Raw genomic sequence first — 14,592 nt, 5'->3', positions numbered from 1 at the left:
GAACAATTTTGTCTATTATTTTATCGTTATTAAAAGAATTAAAAGCAGTTAAGAAATTCTTCGGTTTGGGAATGGCTTTACTTTTGATGTCCTCTCTTTTGCAGCAAGTTTCTCCGCTAATTATTCGTAGAGTTATTGATGGGCCTTTGAGTGATTTAACCAACGGCAAGGCACTTGATGATGTCGTTTTATTAAGATACTTAGCCTTATTTGTTAGTTTGATGGTGTTTTATAGCATTGGTTATTATGTGTCAACACGTCTTTTAATGCATGCTGCTAACAAAACAGCAGCCTATTTGCGCGAGAGAGCTTATCGTGTAATGCAGCGTCTTCCCATCTCTTATTTTGATGATAAACCAGCTGGGAAAATTGCGACTCGAATTGTCAACGACACCGAAACCATTAGAACCCAATTTTATGCTAATCTCTTATCCAATTTTATCCGTGCCTCTTTGAGAATCACGATTATTTATGGCATTGTCTTTCTTTTAGATTGGCGCTTAGGTCTCTTTTTACTACTGTTGATTCCTTTGTTTTATTACTGGCAATTATTCTACAACCGCATTACAGAAAAACCGATTGCCACTTTTTATGAAGCTAGAAGTGATATCAACACGCAAGTCAATGAAACAATGAATGGTTCTACGATTATTCAACTTTATCATCAAGAGAATCGCATAATGGCAGATTTTGAACAGTTATCAGAGAAAATGCGTCAAGCAGAATACAAGAGTATTTTGATTGATAGTTCTCTTTCTTGGAACTTGATGGAATTATTGAAAAATTTTGTGATTGCTGCCACTCTGACGATTGTTGGTTATCAGTTTTTGTCTGATAATCCTTTAATCACGGCGGGGAGATTATTTATTTACATCAATTATGTTTCAATCTTGTTTGATATGATGGGAAACCTAGTAAGAACATTACCAAATATAAAACGCTCACTAACAACAGGGCGACGTTTATTTGAATTGTTGAACGAACCTTTAGAAGACGACTCGGATGAAGAACTACACATTCCTGTGGGAGATGTTCGGTTTGAAAATGTGTCATTTTCATATGAAGAGGGTAAAAAAGTCTTAAAAAATATTGTTATTCATGCCAAAGCAGGGCAGACAGTGGCCTTGGTTGGTCATACGGGTTCAGGAAAATCGTCCATCATGAATTTATTGTATCGTTTTTATGATCCACAAGAAGGACGGATTGTTATTGATCATCAAGATACCAGATATTTTTCAAGAGAGAGCCTCAGAAGCCACATGGGGATTGTTTTACAAGATCCTTATATTTTCACCGGCACTATTGCTAGTAATGTCACTATGAATAATCCTGATTTTTCTGATGAAGAGATTATGACAGCTCTTAAGCGTGTTGGTGCTAGCGATATGGTTGCTCGGTTAAAAAATGGCATCCACGAAAAAGTCGTTGAAAAAGGGTCTGCGTTTTCTAGTGGTGAACGTCAGTTAATCGCTTTTGCAAGAACCTTGATTGTTGATCCAAAGATTTTAATCTTGGATGAGGCCACTTCTCATATTGACACAGAAACAGAAGAGATGATTCAAAAAGCCATGGCCGTTTTAAAAGAAGGAAGAACCACTTTTATCATTGCCCATCGCTTGTCAACGATTCAAGATGCCGATCAGATTTTGGTTTTAGATAATGGCGAAATCGTTGAGCAAGGAACTCATACAGAATTAATGGCTAACAAAGGTCGTTATGCGCAAATGCAGGCCATTCAAAAAACAATTGCTTAATCATAAGAAAAACCACAGGCTTGTTTAACAAACCTGTGGTTTTTAAGTGATTGCTTAGTCTAGTAAGAGCATCCCATCTTTTCTTTCGAATGGATTTTTAGGGTTGATACGGTCATAGAAAAGCACACCATTAATATGGTCAATTTCATGTTGGACAACAATAGCGTTATAGCCTTTTAATTTTAATTTGTGTTTTTCATTGTTTTTATCATAGTATTCAATGGTTACACGAGCGTGTCGAACAACGTACCCTTCTACTGTTCGATCAACAGATAAACAGCCCTCCCCTTCAGCTAGAGCGGCATCTTGGACAGAATGAGACAAGATTTTAGGGTTATACATCACTTCCTCCAAAGCATAGGCTTCTTTTGGTGGATTGCCTTCTGGGTCTTCAGGATTTGGGACTAACACAGCGATGATACGTTTTGAAATATCAATTTGAGGTGCAGCTAGTCCAACCCCAGCACGCAGTTGCATTTTTTCACCCATCACTGGATCTTGAGAATTTTTTAAAAATTGCATCATTTTTTCGCCAAGTTTAATGTCTTCATCAGACAGTGGCAAGGTCACTTCTTTTGCTTTCGCACGAAGCGTTGGGTTGCCTTCTCTGATGATGTCATTCATATCTATCAAATGGCTGGCACGAATTAATTTTTCTTGAACAGACATGAGTCTTCCTCGATTTCTAAATCTAATTTCATGTCTAACTATATCATAAAAAAAAGAAGAAATAAAGGGGGACTATTTGACAAAAGGGAGCCTCTTTTGATACAATGAATGATGTCCTAAGGACATACTAACTTTTTCTTGGTTTTAGGTCTGCCAAAACCTATGACTCGGATAAAGGATAAAAAGGAGAAAAAATAATGGCAATTTCAAAAGAGAAAAAAAATGAAATTATCGCACAATATGCTCGTCATGAAGGCGACACAGGTAGCGTTGAAGTTCAAGTGGCAGTTTTAACATGGGAAATCAACCACTTAAATGAACATATTAAAATTCATAAAAAAGACAATGCTACATACCGTGGATTGATGAAAAAAATCGGTCACCGTCGTAACTTACTAGCATACTTGCGTCGCACTGACGTTAACCGTTACCGTGAATTAATTGGTTCATTAGGTCTTCGTCGTTAATCAAGACTATCAAAAGAAAAAGTTCCTTCTGGGAGCTTTTTTCTTATTTTAAAGGTAAAAACAGTGAGAAAGTGTGCTAAAGACGTTTTTTATTTTATCTCATTTGTGGTAAAATAAAAGGGATACATGATTGATACAAAAATGAGGTTATTTCTAGGGAAATAGGTTGATTTTTGTAGCAAATGATGTATCAAATAAAAATAGATTCAAGGAGTTTTGTATGTCAAAACAAGTGTTTAAAACTACTTTTGCTGGACGACCTTTAGTCGTTGAAACTGGTCAAGTGGCAAAACAAGCGAATGGCGCAGTTGTAGTTCGTTATGGTGATACAACTGTCTTAACGGCAGCAACCATGTCTAAAAAAATGGCAACAGGTGATTTTTTCCCACTTCAAGTCAATTATGAAGAAAAAATGTATGCTGCTGGGAAATACCCAGGCGGATTCAATAAACGTGAAGGCCGTCCAAGTACCAATGCAACTCTAACCGCACGTTTGATTGACCGTCCGATTCGTCCAATGTTTGCAGAAGGTTTTAGAAATGAAGTGCAAGTGATTAACACAGTACTTTCATACGATGCTAATGCATCTGCACCGATGGCTGCTATGTTTGGGTCATCACTCTCGTTATCCGTTTCTGATATTCCATTTGATGGTCCGATTGCAGGGGTTCAAGTGGCTTATGTAGATGGTAAATACATTATTAACCCAACACAAGAAGAACAAGAGGCTTCTTCATTAGACCTCATTGTGGCAGGAACTAAACATGCCATTAACATGGTTGAGTCTGGTGCCAAAGAATTAACCGAAGATATCATGTTGGAAGCTCTTCTACTTGGTCATGATGCTATTAAAGAATTGATTGCCTTCCAAGAAGAGATTGTTGCCCAAGTTGGTAAGGAAAAAGCAGAGGTTGAACTTCTCCAAGTCGATAAAGACTTGCAAGCAGAAATTATTGCTCAATACAATACACAATTACAAAAAGCTGTACAAGTTGAAGAAAAATTAGCGCGTGAGGCAGCAACAGAAGCCGTCAAAGAAGAAGTTAAAGCTGTTTACGAAGAAAAATATGCTGATGATGAGAATCTTGCAACCATTATGCGTGATGTGGCTGAGATTTTAGAGCAGATGGAACACGCAGAAGTGCGTCGCTTGATCACAGAAGATAAAATTCGTCCTGATGGTCGTCGTGTTGATGAGATTCGCCAACTAGATGCTGAAATTGATTTCTTACCACAAGTTCATGGTTCAGGTTTATTTACACGTGGGCAAACACAAGCCTTGTCTGTTTTAACTTTGGCACCACTTGGTGAAACACAATTGGTTGATGGTCTTGATGAGGTGTACAAAAAACGCTTCATGCATCACTATAATTTCCCACAATACTCTGTTGGTGAAACAGGCCGTTACGGAGCACCTGGTCGTCGTGAGATTGGCCATGGGGCGCTAGGGGAACGTGCTCTTGAGCAAGTTCTACCAAGTTATGAGGATTTCCCTTATGCCATTCGTTTGGTGGCAGAAGTCTTAGAATCAAATGGTTCTAGCTCTCAAGCGTCGATCTGTGCGGGGACACTTGCTCTTATGGCTGGTGGTGTACCAATTAAAGCGCCAGTAGCAGGAATTGCCATGGGATTGATTTCTGATGGTAATAACTACACTATTTTAACCGATATTCAAGGTTTAGAAGATCACTTTGGCGACATGGACTTTAAAGTGGCTGGTACAAGAGAAGGTATTACGGCTCTTCAAATGGATATCAAGATAGCAGGAATCACTCCTCAAATCTTAGAAGAAGCATTAGCACAAGCGAAAAAAGCACGTTTTGAAATTCTTGATGTCATTCATGACACTATTTCTGGACCTCGTCCAGAATTGGCACCTACCGCACCAAAAATTGATACCATTCAAATTGATGTCGATAAAATTAAAATTGTTATCGGTAAGGGCGGTGAAACCATCGATAAGATTATCGCTGAAACAGGCGTTAAGATTGATATCGACGAAGAAGGTATGGTTTCTATCTACTCGAGCGATCAAGAAGCAATTAATCGTACCAAAGAAATTATTACTAACCTAGTGCGTGAAGCAAAAGTTGGTGATGTCTATGAAGCTAAAGTCGTTCGCATTGAAAAATTCGGTGCCTTTGTTAACCTTTTTGATAAGACTGACGCCCTTGTTCATATTTCAGAAATGGCTTGGGCAAGAACTAACAAGGTTGAAGATTTAGTGGCTATAGGGGATACGGTTTCTGTCAAAGTCATTAAAGTGGATGACAAGGGACGTGTTGATGCGTCAATGAAGGCACTTTTGCCAAGACCACCAAGACCTGAGAAAAAAGAACGTAAAGAAGAAAAACATGACAAACAAGACAAATAATAACATTATGGCAGAAATTGATAAACGCTTGCGCGCTTTTATCAACGCACCGGATAATTTTTTAGATAGCATTGCTTTTGTGAATAGCCTCCACCAAAGCCCTGTTTGGGCGAGTGAAGTACCTTATGCTATTGAGGTTGATGGCAAAAAAGTGACACCGGTATTCACTGATGAAAACGATTTAGAAGCCTTTAAAGCTATTCAAGAAAGTGCTCAAAGTCAACATTGGGTTCTTCGCTCAAGTCTAGAAGTTTTAGAAGGAGCGCTTGTCAATAAACTTTATGGTCTTGTCTTTAATCTGAAAAGAACCGGAGATTCCGGTAATAGTACTACTTTTAAAAGTGCTGAATTAGTCACATTTATTAATTATTTCACGACTATTTTGAATCGGTTAATGAATGAAGCAAATCAAAAAGCAGAGAAATTGGAAAAATACTATCTCATCCCATCATTTTCTTTGACCAAAAAAGATGATAAAAAGAGACTATTTCCAACCATGACAAATCCTGATGGTGACATCTATATTCCAGTTTTTTCCAACTTGGAAAGTTTTGCTCGTTGGTATAATCATGAGAAGTTTGGTCAACGGTTTAGAGAAGCTAAAGGCACTATGTTAGCTTGGCAACTGAACGAATTAAGACACCCACAATCAGGAGAAAATGAGATACTACCCTCAAAAGGGATTGTGATTAATCCTTTTGATGAGGAGATGGAGATGCTCTCTTGGGAACAGTTACCTTAAAGAGACGATAAAGGAGTTATATGGGTTGGTGGAAAGAAACCATTGCTATTGTTAAAAAAAATGATCCAGCAGCAAGAAGTACCCTTGAAATTTTACTGACTTATCCAGGGGTTAAGGCACTTGCTGCTCACCAAGTATCCCATTTCTTGTGGGAACATGGCTTTAAGTTAATAGCAAGAATGCATAGCCAATTTTGGCGCTTTTTAACACAAATTGAGATTCATCCGGGAGCCCAAATTGCCCCTGGTGTCTTCATTGATCACGGTAATGGCCTAGTGATAGGAGAGACGGCAATCGTTGAAACAGGTGTCCTTCTTTACCACGGGGTAACTCTTGGTGGTACGGGGAAAGAATGTGGCAAAAGGCATCCTACGGTGAGACGAGGCGCTTTAATTTCTGCCCATTCTCAACTGATTGGGCCCATTGAAATTGGAGAATATGCGAAAGTCGGTGCATCGGCTGTGGTTTTAAAAGATGTACCAGCGGGGATCACTGTGGTTGGGATTCCAGCAAAGCCAACAAAAAGTAAGGGGAAAGAATGATTAAAATTTATGACACGATGACAAGAAGTCTTCGTGACTTTGAACCGATTGAAGAAAATACAGTGAGGATGTATGTCTGTGGGCCGACTGTTTATAATTATATTCATATCGGCAATGCTAGAAGTACCGTTGCTTTTGATACCATTCGTCGTTACTTTGAGTATCGTGGTTATCAAGTGAACTACATTTCAAACTTTACCGATGTTGATGATAAAATCATCAAGGCTGGGATTGAGTTGGAGATGAGTCCAAAAGAAGTGGCAGATACTTTTATCGCAGCTTTTAAAGAAGACACTGGTAAACTGTTTGTCAAACCTGCCACCAATCATCCGCGTGTAATGGACTATATTCCAAATATTATTAATTTTATTACCGTCTTATTGGAGAAAGATTATGCTTATGAGGCTTCTGGAGATGTTTATTTCCGGGTGTCTAAGTTTAAGAATTATGGTAAATTAGCCAATAAAACCTTAGCGGATTTGGAAGTTGGTGCGAGTGGCCGTGTGGATGATGAGATGGCGCTTAAAGAAAATCCTCTTGATTTTGCCCTTTGGAAATCAGCCAAAGAAGGTGAAATCTCTTGGGATAGCCCATGGGGAGATGGTCGTCCTGGCTGGCATATTGAGTGTTCTGTTATGTCAACTGAGCTACTTGGTGATACGATTGATATTCATGCTGGCGGTGCTGACCTTGAGTTTCCTCACCACACTAATGAAATCGCTCAATCTGAGGCTAAAACTGGTCAAACTTTTGCCAATTATTGGATGCATAACGGTTTTGTCAATGTTGATAACGAAAAAATGTCTAAGTCTTTAGGTAATTTTGTTACTGTTCATGACATGCTAAAAACAGTTGATGGTCAAGTGCTTCGCTTCTTTTTAGCAACACAGCACTATCGTAAACCGATTAATTTTACCGAAAAAGCGATTCATGATGCAGACGTCAACCTCAAATACCTTAAAAATGCTTATTCACAATCCTTCAAAGAGACTGTGGATGAGAACCGTTTAAATGACTTTGTCAGCCAGTTTACTACAGCTATGGATGATGATTTTAACGCTGCTAATGGGATTACCGTTATCTTTGAATTGGCTAAATGGATTAATTCAGGTAACTACAATCAAGCTGTTAAGACTGTTTTTTCTGACTTGTTAGCTGTTTTTGGTATTTTCTTTGATGACGAAGAAGACATTCTTGATGAAGCGATTGAACAACTCATTGAAAAACGCCAACAAGCTAGAGAGAACCGAGATTTTGCTACAGCTGATCGTATTAGAGATGATTTAGCCAAAAAAGGGATTAAATTATTAGATACCAAAGAGGGTGTGAGGTGGACGCGTGCTTGATGTTAACCTGATTAACGGGATCGCTCTTGCTTTTGAGGGGGATGCGGTCTATTCGATGTATGTGCGTAGACATCTCATCATGACAGGGCAAACCAAGCCCAATCAACTGCACCGGATGGCGACACACTACGTGTCAGCCAAGGCACAGGCCATGCTAATCAATAAAATGATTGAAGAAAAGATGTTGACGGAAAAAGAAGAAGACATCTATCGCCGTGGCCGTAATGCAACGAGTAATACTAAGGCTAAAAACACAGATGTGGTCACTTACCGGATGTCAACTGGCTTTGAAGCAGTGATTGGCTATCTTCATATGACCGAACAAGTTGAGCGTCTGGAAGAATTAATCGCTTGGTGTTTTAAAGTTGTCGAAGAATCATAAAAAAGACAAGGAAACTTGTCTTTTTTTGTTATAATGGAGGTATGGAAAATAATGATATGGTCTACGGTGTTCACGCCGTTATTGAAAGTTTACAGGCAAATACAGGCAATAAGCTCTATGTGCAGGATGATTTGCGTGGCAAAAATGTTGATAAAATTAAGGCTCTAGCTACTGAAAAAAAGGTGTCTATTTCTTGGACGTCTAAAAAAGCTTTATCTGAGATGACGCAAGGAGCTGTTCATCAGGGGTTTGTTTTGAGGGTGTCTGCTTATGCCTATTCTGAATTAGAAGACATTTTGGCTAAAGCTAGTCAGGAGGAGAATCCTCTCATCCTTATTTTGGATGGTTTAAATGATCCTCATAATTTTGGTTCTATTTTAAGAACGGCTGATGCTACTCAAGTTTGTGGTGTGATTATCCCTAAACATCGTGCGGTTGGGGTGACACCTGTTGTGGCGAAAACCTCTACAGGTGCGATTGAACACCTCCCGATTACGCGGGTGACTAATCTTAATCAGACAGTTGATAAGCTAAAAGAAGCAGGTTTCTGGATTTTTGGTACTGATATGGATGGCACGCCATCAACCAAGTGGAACACTTCAGGAAAGCTTGCCTTGATTATCGGCAATGAAGGTAAAGGCATCTCTGCTAATCTCAAAAAACAGGTAGATGAGATGATAACTATTCCCATGGGTGGACACGTGCAAAGCCTCAATGCCAGTGTGGCAGCTGCCATTCTCATGTATGAGGTTTACCGTCATCGCTTGTAAACAAACGATGTGTGTTGATAAGGATGGACCAAAAAATAAAAATAATAATCCGTTATTAGAGAGTAAGAGGAAGTGTTATGAAACGACTAATTTCGTGTTATGCGAGTGATTTTGAAAAGATGACGAAAGACGACTTCAAACAGGCCATTAAAAGCAGTGAGGGACGCACTATTTTGGGGGAGACTATCGTGACGGCTGCGCCCTTGATTGATGGGGTGACTAATGCCGAGATGATGGCGAGTTTTGGCGCTGATCTGCTCGTGCTCAATGAGTTTGATGTCTTCACCCAATACATCAATGGTTTTTACGACACGCCAAATCCCATTGCTGAACTTAAGCGCTTGACTGGGCGTCCTATTGGGATTAACCTTGAGCCTGTTGATGAGAATGTGACTGTCGTTGATGAGAAAATCAGTCTTCCCAAAGGGCGTTTAGCGACCAAAGAGACCTTTAACAAAGCCCAAGAGTTAGGCGTTGATTTTCTTTTGTTGACTGGCAATCCTTCTACCGGAGTCTCCTTACAGGCGATTAAAGAAGCGATTAGTATAGCTAGAGAGTCCTTTAACGGCCTAATTTTTGCTGGTAAAATGCACGGTGCCGGTGTTGGAGAGGCCGTTGTAGATGGTGATGTTTTGTCTGACTTTATCACAGCTGGCGCTGATGGTGTTTTAGTGCCTAGTGTTGGTACGGTGCCTGGTGTGAGAGAGCATGAGTTGGCACCAATCGTTGATCGTATCAAAGCAATGGATGGTCTTATCATGAGTACCATTGGTACCAGCCAAGAAAGTGCTGATGAAGCGACCATTCGTGAATTTGCTCTCAGCAACAAGCGCGTGGGTAGTGATATCCACCATATTGGTGATGCCGGCTATGGTCGTATGCCAATCCCAGAAAACATCCTTGCTTTAAGTATTGCGGTACGTGGCAGACGCCATACCTACTTTAGAATGGGACAATCTGTGAGACGCTAAGGCTGAATTGCTGAGATAAAAACTAATGATATCAGTTTTAGAGACTAGGTTTAACCTAGTCTTTTTAATGTGATCATTGCAATAAAAATGTATACTATATTTGACATAATGATTGTTATATCATATAATAGAAATAAGTTTAGGAGGTTGAAAGTATGGCTGGAATGCTAATAATCATTGTTTTGTTATGTTTCTTTGGGGCTTATTTGAAATATACCAAAGCCTTTAAACGTTATGATGAACGTCAAATACTTGAACAATACAAGGCCTATAAGTTGAGTTTTTTAACTGTAATGGCCATTTTACTTGCTATTATTGTTCTTTCAACATTTACTGGGTTGAGACTCTCTGTTGAATTACTCTTTCTGCCGTTTTCGCTAGGAGTTATTGTCTATTCCAATTATAGTATTTGGCAGGATGCTTATTTTGATCTTAATGATAAAAATCAAGTTTATTTTGCTATTTCTTCTTTATTTCTCTCACTTTTACATCTTTACTCTGTTTTAAGAAGTCTTTGGGAAATTCCTAAAATTTTAAATTTTCTCTTCTTTTTTAGTATCGGGATAACAACCTTGGTAAAAATCATTAAAGAAAAAAAGGAAAAAACGAATCGTTAGGTGTTTGAAGGAAAATCTTAGTTTATTAGAAATAAATCGTTGATGAGAAAAGGAAATAAAATGTTGAAAGATAAAAAGATAACAAAAATGGATGAACGACAAGAACAAATTTTGTTTAGAAGTTATCAACTTGGCTTTTGGACTATGGTTTTGACTCTTATGGTTTTACTTTGGGTTATTCGCTTAACAGTAGTTGCTCATGCTGGCAAGGATTTGATGTTACTAGCCCTATTAGTTGGGATTACCGTTCAGGTTGTTTATGCGACAATACACGATGCTTCCATTTTTGTTGATAAACGCTTTGGTAAAAATGGCTATCTTGTTGGTGGTTTACTCTTTTTCTTTGGGATAATAACTCTTATCTATACGATTTGGGAGACGGTGCAGGTAAACGGAAATGTCTTACGCTTTTTGAGTGAGAATAATGCTTCTTTAATAATACTAGGTCTTGCACAAGTAGTTATGGGAAGTAGTATTTTGTATCGCCTGTATTTGAATGATAGAGAGAATAAAGCATGAAGAATTTAAAACTAAAATCAGCACGGGTTGCTAAAGACTTGTCGCAACAAGCCTTGGCTGATCTGGTTGGTGTGTCAAGGCAAACCATTGTTGCTATCGAAAAAGGGGGCTATAATCCCACGATTAAGCTTTGTATTGAGATTTGTAAGGCGCTTGATAAAACCCTTGACGATTTGTTTTGGGAAGAATGAGAGAAATTAAAAATAAAAAGGAAAAGAAGGGCTAAAGTACTTGACTTTACCCCTCTTTTTTTGATATGATTATAAGCGGTATTGTTTACCCCATTTCGTAAGCCCCGGAAAGCTTTTGAAATAACCCGTGGACCGGAACATCCACATTGTAAACATAAACGATTTGTATAGGAGAAATCATGAACAAAACAACATACATGGCTAAGCCAGGTGAAGTTGACCGTAAATGGTACGTTGTTGACGCAACTGATGTGCCTCTTGGACGTCTTTCTGCAGTAGTCGCAAGCGTACTTCGCGGTAAAAACAAACCAACATTTACACCACATACTGATACAGGTGACTTTGTTATCGTTATCAATGCTGAAAAAGTGAAATTAACTGGTAAAAAAGCAACTGATAAAATTTACTACACTCACTCAATGTATCCAGGTGGATTGAAACAAATCTCTGCTGGTGAATTGCGTTCTAAAAATGCTGTTCGCTTGATTGAGAAATCTGTCAAAGGTATGCTTCCGCACAACACTCTTGGACGTGCGCAAGGGATGAAATTGAAAGTATTTGTAGGAGCTGAGCACACACATGCTGCACAACAACCTGAAGTACTTGATATCTCAGGACTTATCTAAGAGAAAGGAGCATTAAATAATGGCACAAGCACAATATGCAGGTACAGGACGCCGTAAAAACGCTGTTGCACGCGTTCGTTTGGTTCCAGGTACTGGAAAAATTACTGTTAATAAAAAAGATGTTGAAGAATACATCCCACATGCTGACCTTCGTTTAATCATCAACCAACCATTTGCAGTGACTTCAACTGTTGGTTCATACGACGTTTTCGTTAACGTTGTTGGTGGTGGTTATGCTGGACAATCAGGAGCGATCCGTCATGGTATCGCGCGTGCATTGTTACAAGTAGATCCAGATTTCCGCGATTCATTGAAACGCGCAGGTCTTCTTACTCGTGACGCACGTATGGTTGAACGTAAGAAACCAGGTCTTAAGAAAGCTCGTAAAGCATCACAATTCTCAAAACGTTAATATCAGCGATATTACAACATTTACAACACTTCATGGTTCACACCATGGGGTGTTTTTTTGATGATTTTAAGCAATATTCACACCATTTTTCACACCAAATTCAGGCTCTTTGTCAACTGTAGTGGGGGTCTAGTGATTGGGAGAAAACCAATTTGGTTTTCTCACTTTTAATATTCAAAGCGGTGAGAATTTTTTTGTTAAAATTGTTAATGAAATTTCAAAAAAATAAAAAAGAATTATTTTTAGGAAAACCTAAAGAATTAGAAAAATAGATTTTAAATAATAAAGGAAAGTTAGTTAAAGTAGAAAATAAAAAAAGTGATATAATAGAAAAAATTATAATATATTAGACAAAATATAAAAATAAAATAAAAAAAGAAGATATAGATTAGTATTATAGTATATTTGGAATACCAAAAGAATTGGATTGATAACCATTCATTGAAAGGTATAGCTGTTTGTTTATTGGCATCTTAAAATCCGAGATGTTTTATGGTTATGAAAAAGAATTTCACTAACTAGAAGAGTTATTAGAGGCTACTTCAAACTATATTGACTATTACAATAACAAATGAATCAAGACAAAATTAAAAGGACTGAGTCCGGTACAATACAGAAACACAATCCTTTATTAAAATATAATCTCCAACTTTTGGGGGTCAGTACAAGCTCCTGCTAATCTTTTTCTTTCTATTATTCCGATAAATCAGAAGTTTTATTCCGATAAATCACCTATTGTTCCGTACTGTGGTATAATGGAGTAGAAAGTGAGGATTACTATATGGCATACATGACTGTCAGACAAGCTGCCGAACTTTGGGGAATTTCAGATAGACGTATTCGTACCTTGTGCAAGGAGGGAAAAATTCCTGGAGTCATTCGAGAGGGACGTGCTTGGAAAATTCCTGTTGATAGCAAAAAACCTGCAGATGGCCGTTATAAAAAGGCAGAAAGCCTTCTTCCCTTGATTGAGGAAAAAATGGTTAAACTGGCCACTTTGAGACCCTTAACAAGGGGAGAATTAGAACGCTTAAATGAAGAATTTACCGTTGAATACACTTATAACTCTAACGCCATTGAAGGTAACACACTGACTCTTCGTGAAACAGATATGGTTTTGAGAGGGCTAACCATTGATCAAAAACCTCTAAAAGATCATATGGAAGCCATTGGTCACCGAGAGGCTTTCCAATATGTTCAAGCTCTAGTATCAGAAAATCAATCACTAACAGAGCAAGTTATTAAAGATATCCATCACCTGGTTTTATCTGATAAAAAAGAGGATAGAGGTATCTATCGGAAAGTTCCTGTTCGTATTATGGGGGCTGCTAATGTACCTGTTCAACCCTTTTTGATTCGTCCTAAAATGGAACAGCTATTAGAATCTTATCTTGCGAATCAAGAAAATATGATGACTAAAATGGCACGTTTTCATATTGAATTTGAAAGCATTCATCCATTTATTGATGGCAACGGTCGGACAGGTCGTTTATTGGTCAACTTAGAATTGATGAAAGCAGGCTATCCACCAATTGATATTAAATTTACGGATCGCTTAGCTTATTATCAAGCCTTTGATGATTACCATTCAAAAGGTAGTCTCTCTGAAATGGAAAATTTGTTCGCTAAATATGTTAATGAGCGATTGGATATGTACTTGTCGATTTTAGGTGATGAATAAGAACTCATTGAAAATGTAATAGGTAACTAATTATTGATTTTTTCCTTAGATTATCAACAGAAAAAAACAGGTTCAATAATGATCCTGTTTTTTTTGTTTAACATAAAATGTACTTTTATTTTTAAGTCGTTTAGTTGCTTTAAAAACAATCAGATTTTCTCTTATTTTTCAGCATAGAACACTTTATAAGATTGTCTAGTTTAGTGTAACCTATTCAAGTTATTTTGATGGAGGGATAGTAGATTATATCCTCTACGGTATTTTAGCATGGTTGATAACAGCTCTAACAGCTGGTATTGGGACATCATGGGCAATTGTTATACGGAAAGTCAGCCATACCGTTATTGAAGGTAGACGCCTTTATTTTAGTGGTACAGCTATCGATTTATTTGTCCAATGGTTAAAATGGTTTGTACTCATCATTATTACCTTTGGAATTTACTCTTTTTGGGTTGCCATTAAACTTGAACAATGGAAAGTAAAACATACCCATTTTGTTGATGAACAAGAATTGTTATAATTATTGATG

The 14,592-nt window shown here is 38.0% G+C and carries 17 protein-coding genes and 1 pseudogene; 17 read left to right on the top strand and 1 reads right to left on the bottom strand.

Features of this window, described 5'->3' with window-relative positions; genetic code table 11:
- Positions 1-8: 8 nt before the first annotated feature.
- Positions 9-1,754, top strand: coding sequence for an ABC transporter ATP-binding protein (locus JHK62_RS04180; protein WP_199575426.1), 1,746 nt, complete (start codon positions 9-11; stop codon positions 1,752-1,754).
- A 54-nt stretch (positions 1,755-1,808) separates the two neighbouring features.
- On the opposite strand, the gene def is transcribed toward JHK62_RS04180, so the two are convergent.
- Positions 1,809-2,423, bottom strand: a complete 615-nt coding sequence (gene def / locus JHK62_RS04175; protein WP_199575425.1) for a peptide deformylase — start codon at positions 2,421-2,423, stop codon at positions 1,809-1,811.
- A gap of 197 nt (positions 2,424-2,620) precedes the next feature.
- On the opposite strand from def, the gene rpsO reads away from it, so the two are divergent.
- From rpsO to JHK62_RS04095, 16 genes and pseudogenes are all read left to right on the top strand, one after another.
- On the top strand, positions 2,621-2,890 hold the full coding sequence (gene rpsO, locus JHK62_RS04170; RefSeq protein WP_199575424.1) for a 30S ribosomal protein S15: 270 nt from the start codon (positions 2,621-2,623) through the stop codon (positions 2,888-2,890).
- A 220-nt stretch (positions 2,891-3,110) separates the two neighbouring features.
- Entirely contained in the window at positions 3,111-5,264 is a 2,154-nt protein-coding gene (gene pnp / locus JHK62_RS04165; RefSeq protein WP_199575423.1) for a polyribonucleotide nucleotidyltransferase, read from the top strand.
- The gene (locus JHK62_RS04160) at positions 5,245-6,006 is read left to right on the top strand and encodes an SseB family protein (protein ID WP_199575422.1); all 762 of its coding nucleotides are present in this window, start codon (positions 5,245-5,247) and stop codon (positions 6,004-6,006) included. The genes pnp and JHK62_RS04160 overlap by 20 nt, the downstream gene beginning before the upstream one ends.
- 20 nt (positions 6,007-6,026) lie before the next feature.
- The gene (gene cysE / locus JHK62_RS04155) at positions 6,027-6,548 is read left to right on the top strand and encodes a serine O-acetyltransferase (protein WP_199575421.1); all 522 of its coding nucleotides are present in this window, start codon (positions 6,027-6,029) and stop codon (positions 6,546-6,548) included.
- Positions 6,545-7,894 (top strand): cysteine--tRNA ligase, encoded by a 1,350-nt coding sequence (gene cysS, locus JHK62_RS04150; RefSeq protein ID WP_199575420.1) that lies wholly within the window; start codon positions 6,545-6,547, stop codon positions 7,892-7,894. Before cysE ends, cysS begins: the two co-directional genes overlap by 4 nt.
- Entirely contained in the window at positions 7,887-8,276 is a 390-nt protein-coding gene (locus tag JHK62_RS04145; RefSeq protein ID WP_199575419.1) for a ribonuclease III domain-containing protein, read from the top strand. The genes cysS and JHK62_RS04145 overlap by 8 nt, the downstream gene beginning before the upstream one ends.
- Before the next feature lie 41 nt (positions 8,277-8,317).
- Complete coding sequence (gene rlmB / locus JHK62_RS04140; protein ID WP_199575418.1) at positions 8,318-9,046, top strand: 23S rRNA (guanosine(2251)-2'-O)-methyltransferase RlmB; 729 nt, start codon at positions 8,318-8,320, stop codon at positions 9,044-9,046.
- 77 nt (positions 9,047-9,123) lie between these two features.
- Positions 9,124-10,017 carry a DUF7916 family protein gene (locus tag JHK62_RS04135; protein ID WP_199575417.1) on the top strand — a complete coding sequence of 298 codons (894 nt, stop codon included), beginning with the start codon at positions 9,124-9,126 and terminating at the stop codon, positions 10,015-10,017.
- Positions 10,018-10,172: 155 nt separating this feature from the next.
- A complete protein-coding gene (locus tag JHK62_RS04130) occupies positions 10,173-10,634 on the top strand; it encodes a hypothetical protein (protein WP_199575416.1) in 462 nt (153 codons plus the stop codon).
- A gap of 60 nt (positions 10,635-10,694) precedes the next feature.
- Positions 10,695-11,153 (top strand): hypothetical protein, encoded by a 459-nt coding sequence (locus JHK62_RS04125; RefSeq protein WP_199575415.1) that lies wholly within the window; start codon positions 10,695-10,697, stop codon positions 11,151-11,153.
- Positions 11,150-11,344 carry a helix-turn-helix transcriptional regulator gene (locus tag JHK62_RS04120; protein ID WP_199568161.1) on the top strand — a complete coding sequence of 65 codons (195 nt, stop codon included), beginning with the start codon at positions 11,150-11,152 and terminating at the stop codon, positions 11,342-11,344. Before JHK62_RS04125 ends, JHK62_RS04120 begins: the two co-directional genes overlap by 4 nt.
- Before the next feature lie 179 nt (positions 11,345-11,523).
- The gene (gene rplM, locus JHK62_RS04115) at positions 11,524-11,970 is read left to right on the top strand and encodes a 50S ribosomal protein L13 (RefSeq protein WP_018370165.1); all 447 of its coding nucleotides are present in this window, start codon (positions 11,524-11,526) and stop codon (positions 11,968-11,970) included.
- A 19-nt stretch (positions 11,971-11,989) separates the two neighbouring features.
- Positions 11,990-12,382: a 30S ribosomal protein S9 gene (gene rpsI / locus JHK62_RS04110; protein WP_199568160.1), complete on the top strand. Its 393-nt coding sequence runs from the start codon at positions 11,990-11,992 to the stop codon at positions 12,380-12,382.
- A 461-nt stretch (positions 12,383-12,843) separates the two neighbouring features.
- A pseudogene (locus JHK62_RS04105) lies at positions 12,844-12,957 on the top strand (IS3 family transposase); the annotation flags it as partial.
- 206 nt (positions 12,958-13,163) lie between these two features.
- The gene (locus JHK62_RS04100; protein WP_199575414.1) at positions 13,164-14,063 is read left to right on the top strand and encodes a Fic family protein; all 900 of its coding nucleotides are present in this window, start codon (positions 13,164-13,166) and stop codon (positions 14,061-14,063) included.
- A gap of 235 nt (positions 14,064-14,298) precedes the next feature.
- The gene (locus JHK62_RS04095) at positions 14,299-14,583 is read left to right on the top strand and encodes a DUF898 family protein (protein ID WP_199575470.1); all 285 of its coding nucleotides are present in this window, start codon (positions 14,299-14,301) and stop codon (positions 14,581-14,583) included.
- The last annotated feature ends 9 nt before the right edge of the window (positions 14,584-14,592 follow it).

The sequence above is a fragment of the Streptococcus pacificus genome, from assembly GCF_016481305.1.
Classification (GTDB): domain Bacteria; phylum Bacillota; class Bacilli; order Lactobacillales; family Streptococcaceae; genus Streptococcus; species Streptococcus pacificus.
The sequence above is the reverse complement of the archived record's forward strand: the minus strand, read 5'-3'. Positions and strand labels throughout refer to the sequence as shown.

What these genes read in the sequence shown, in the direction of transcription:
- JHK62_RS04125 (WP_199575415.1), top strand. Translation starts at nt 10,695, where the DNA reads ATGTTGAAAGATAAAAAGATAACAAAAATGGATGAACGACAAGAACAA.
- JHK62_RS04130 (WP_199575416.1), top strand. Translation starts at nt 10,173, where the DNA reads ATGGCTGGAATGCTAATAATCATTGTTTTGTTATGTTTCTTTGGGGCT.
- rpsI (WP_199568160.1), top strand. Translation starts at nt 11,990, where the DNA reads ATGGCACAAGCACAATATGCAGGTACAGGACGCCGTAAAAACGCTGTT.
- pnp (WP_199575423.1), top strand. Translation starts at nt 3,111, where the DNA reads ATGTCAAAACAAGTGTTTAAAACTACTTTTGCTGGACGACCTTTAGTC.
- JHK62_RS04120 (WP_199568161.1), top strand. Translation starts at nt 11,150, where the DNA reads ATGAAGAATTTAAAACTAAAATCAGCACGGGTTGCTAAAGACTTGTCG.
- rlmB (WP_199575418.1), top strand. Translation starts at nt 8,318, where the DNA reads ATGGAAAATAATGATATGGTCTACGGTGTTCACGCCGTTATTGAAAGT.
- rpsO (WP_199575424.1), top strand. Translation starts at nt 2,621, where the DNA reads ATGGCAATTTCAAAAGAGAAAAAAAATGAAATTATCGCACAATATGCT.
- JHK62_RS04135 (WP_199575417.1), top strand. Translation starts at nt 9,124, where the DNA reads ATGAAACGACTAATTTCGTGTTATGCGAGTGATTTTGAAAAGATGACG.
- rplM (WP_018370165.1), top strand. Translation starts at nt 11,524, where the DNA reads ATGAACAAAACAACATACATGGCTAAGCCAGGTGAAGTTGACCGTAAA.
- cysE (WP_199575421.1), top strand. Translation starts at nt 6,027, where the DNA reads ATGGGTTGGTGGAAAGAAACCATTGCTATTGTTAAAAAAAATGATCCA.
- cysS (WP_199575420.1), top strand. Translation starts at nt 6,545, where the DNA reads ATGATTAAAATTTATGACACGATGACAAGAAGTCTTCGTGACTTTGAA.
- JHK62_RS04100 (WP_199575414.1), top strand. Translation starts at nt 13,164, where the DNA reads ATGGCATACATGACTGTCAGACAAGCTGCCGAACTTTGGGGAATTTCA.
- def (WP_199575425.1), bottom strand. Translation starts at nt 2,423, where the DNA reads ATGTCTGTTCAAGAAAAATTAATTCGTGCCAGCCATTTGATAGATATG.
- JHK62_RS04160 (WP_199575422.1), top strand. Translation starts at nt 5,245, where the DNA reads ATGACAAACAAGACAAATAATAACATTATGGCAGAAATTGATAAACGC.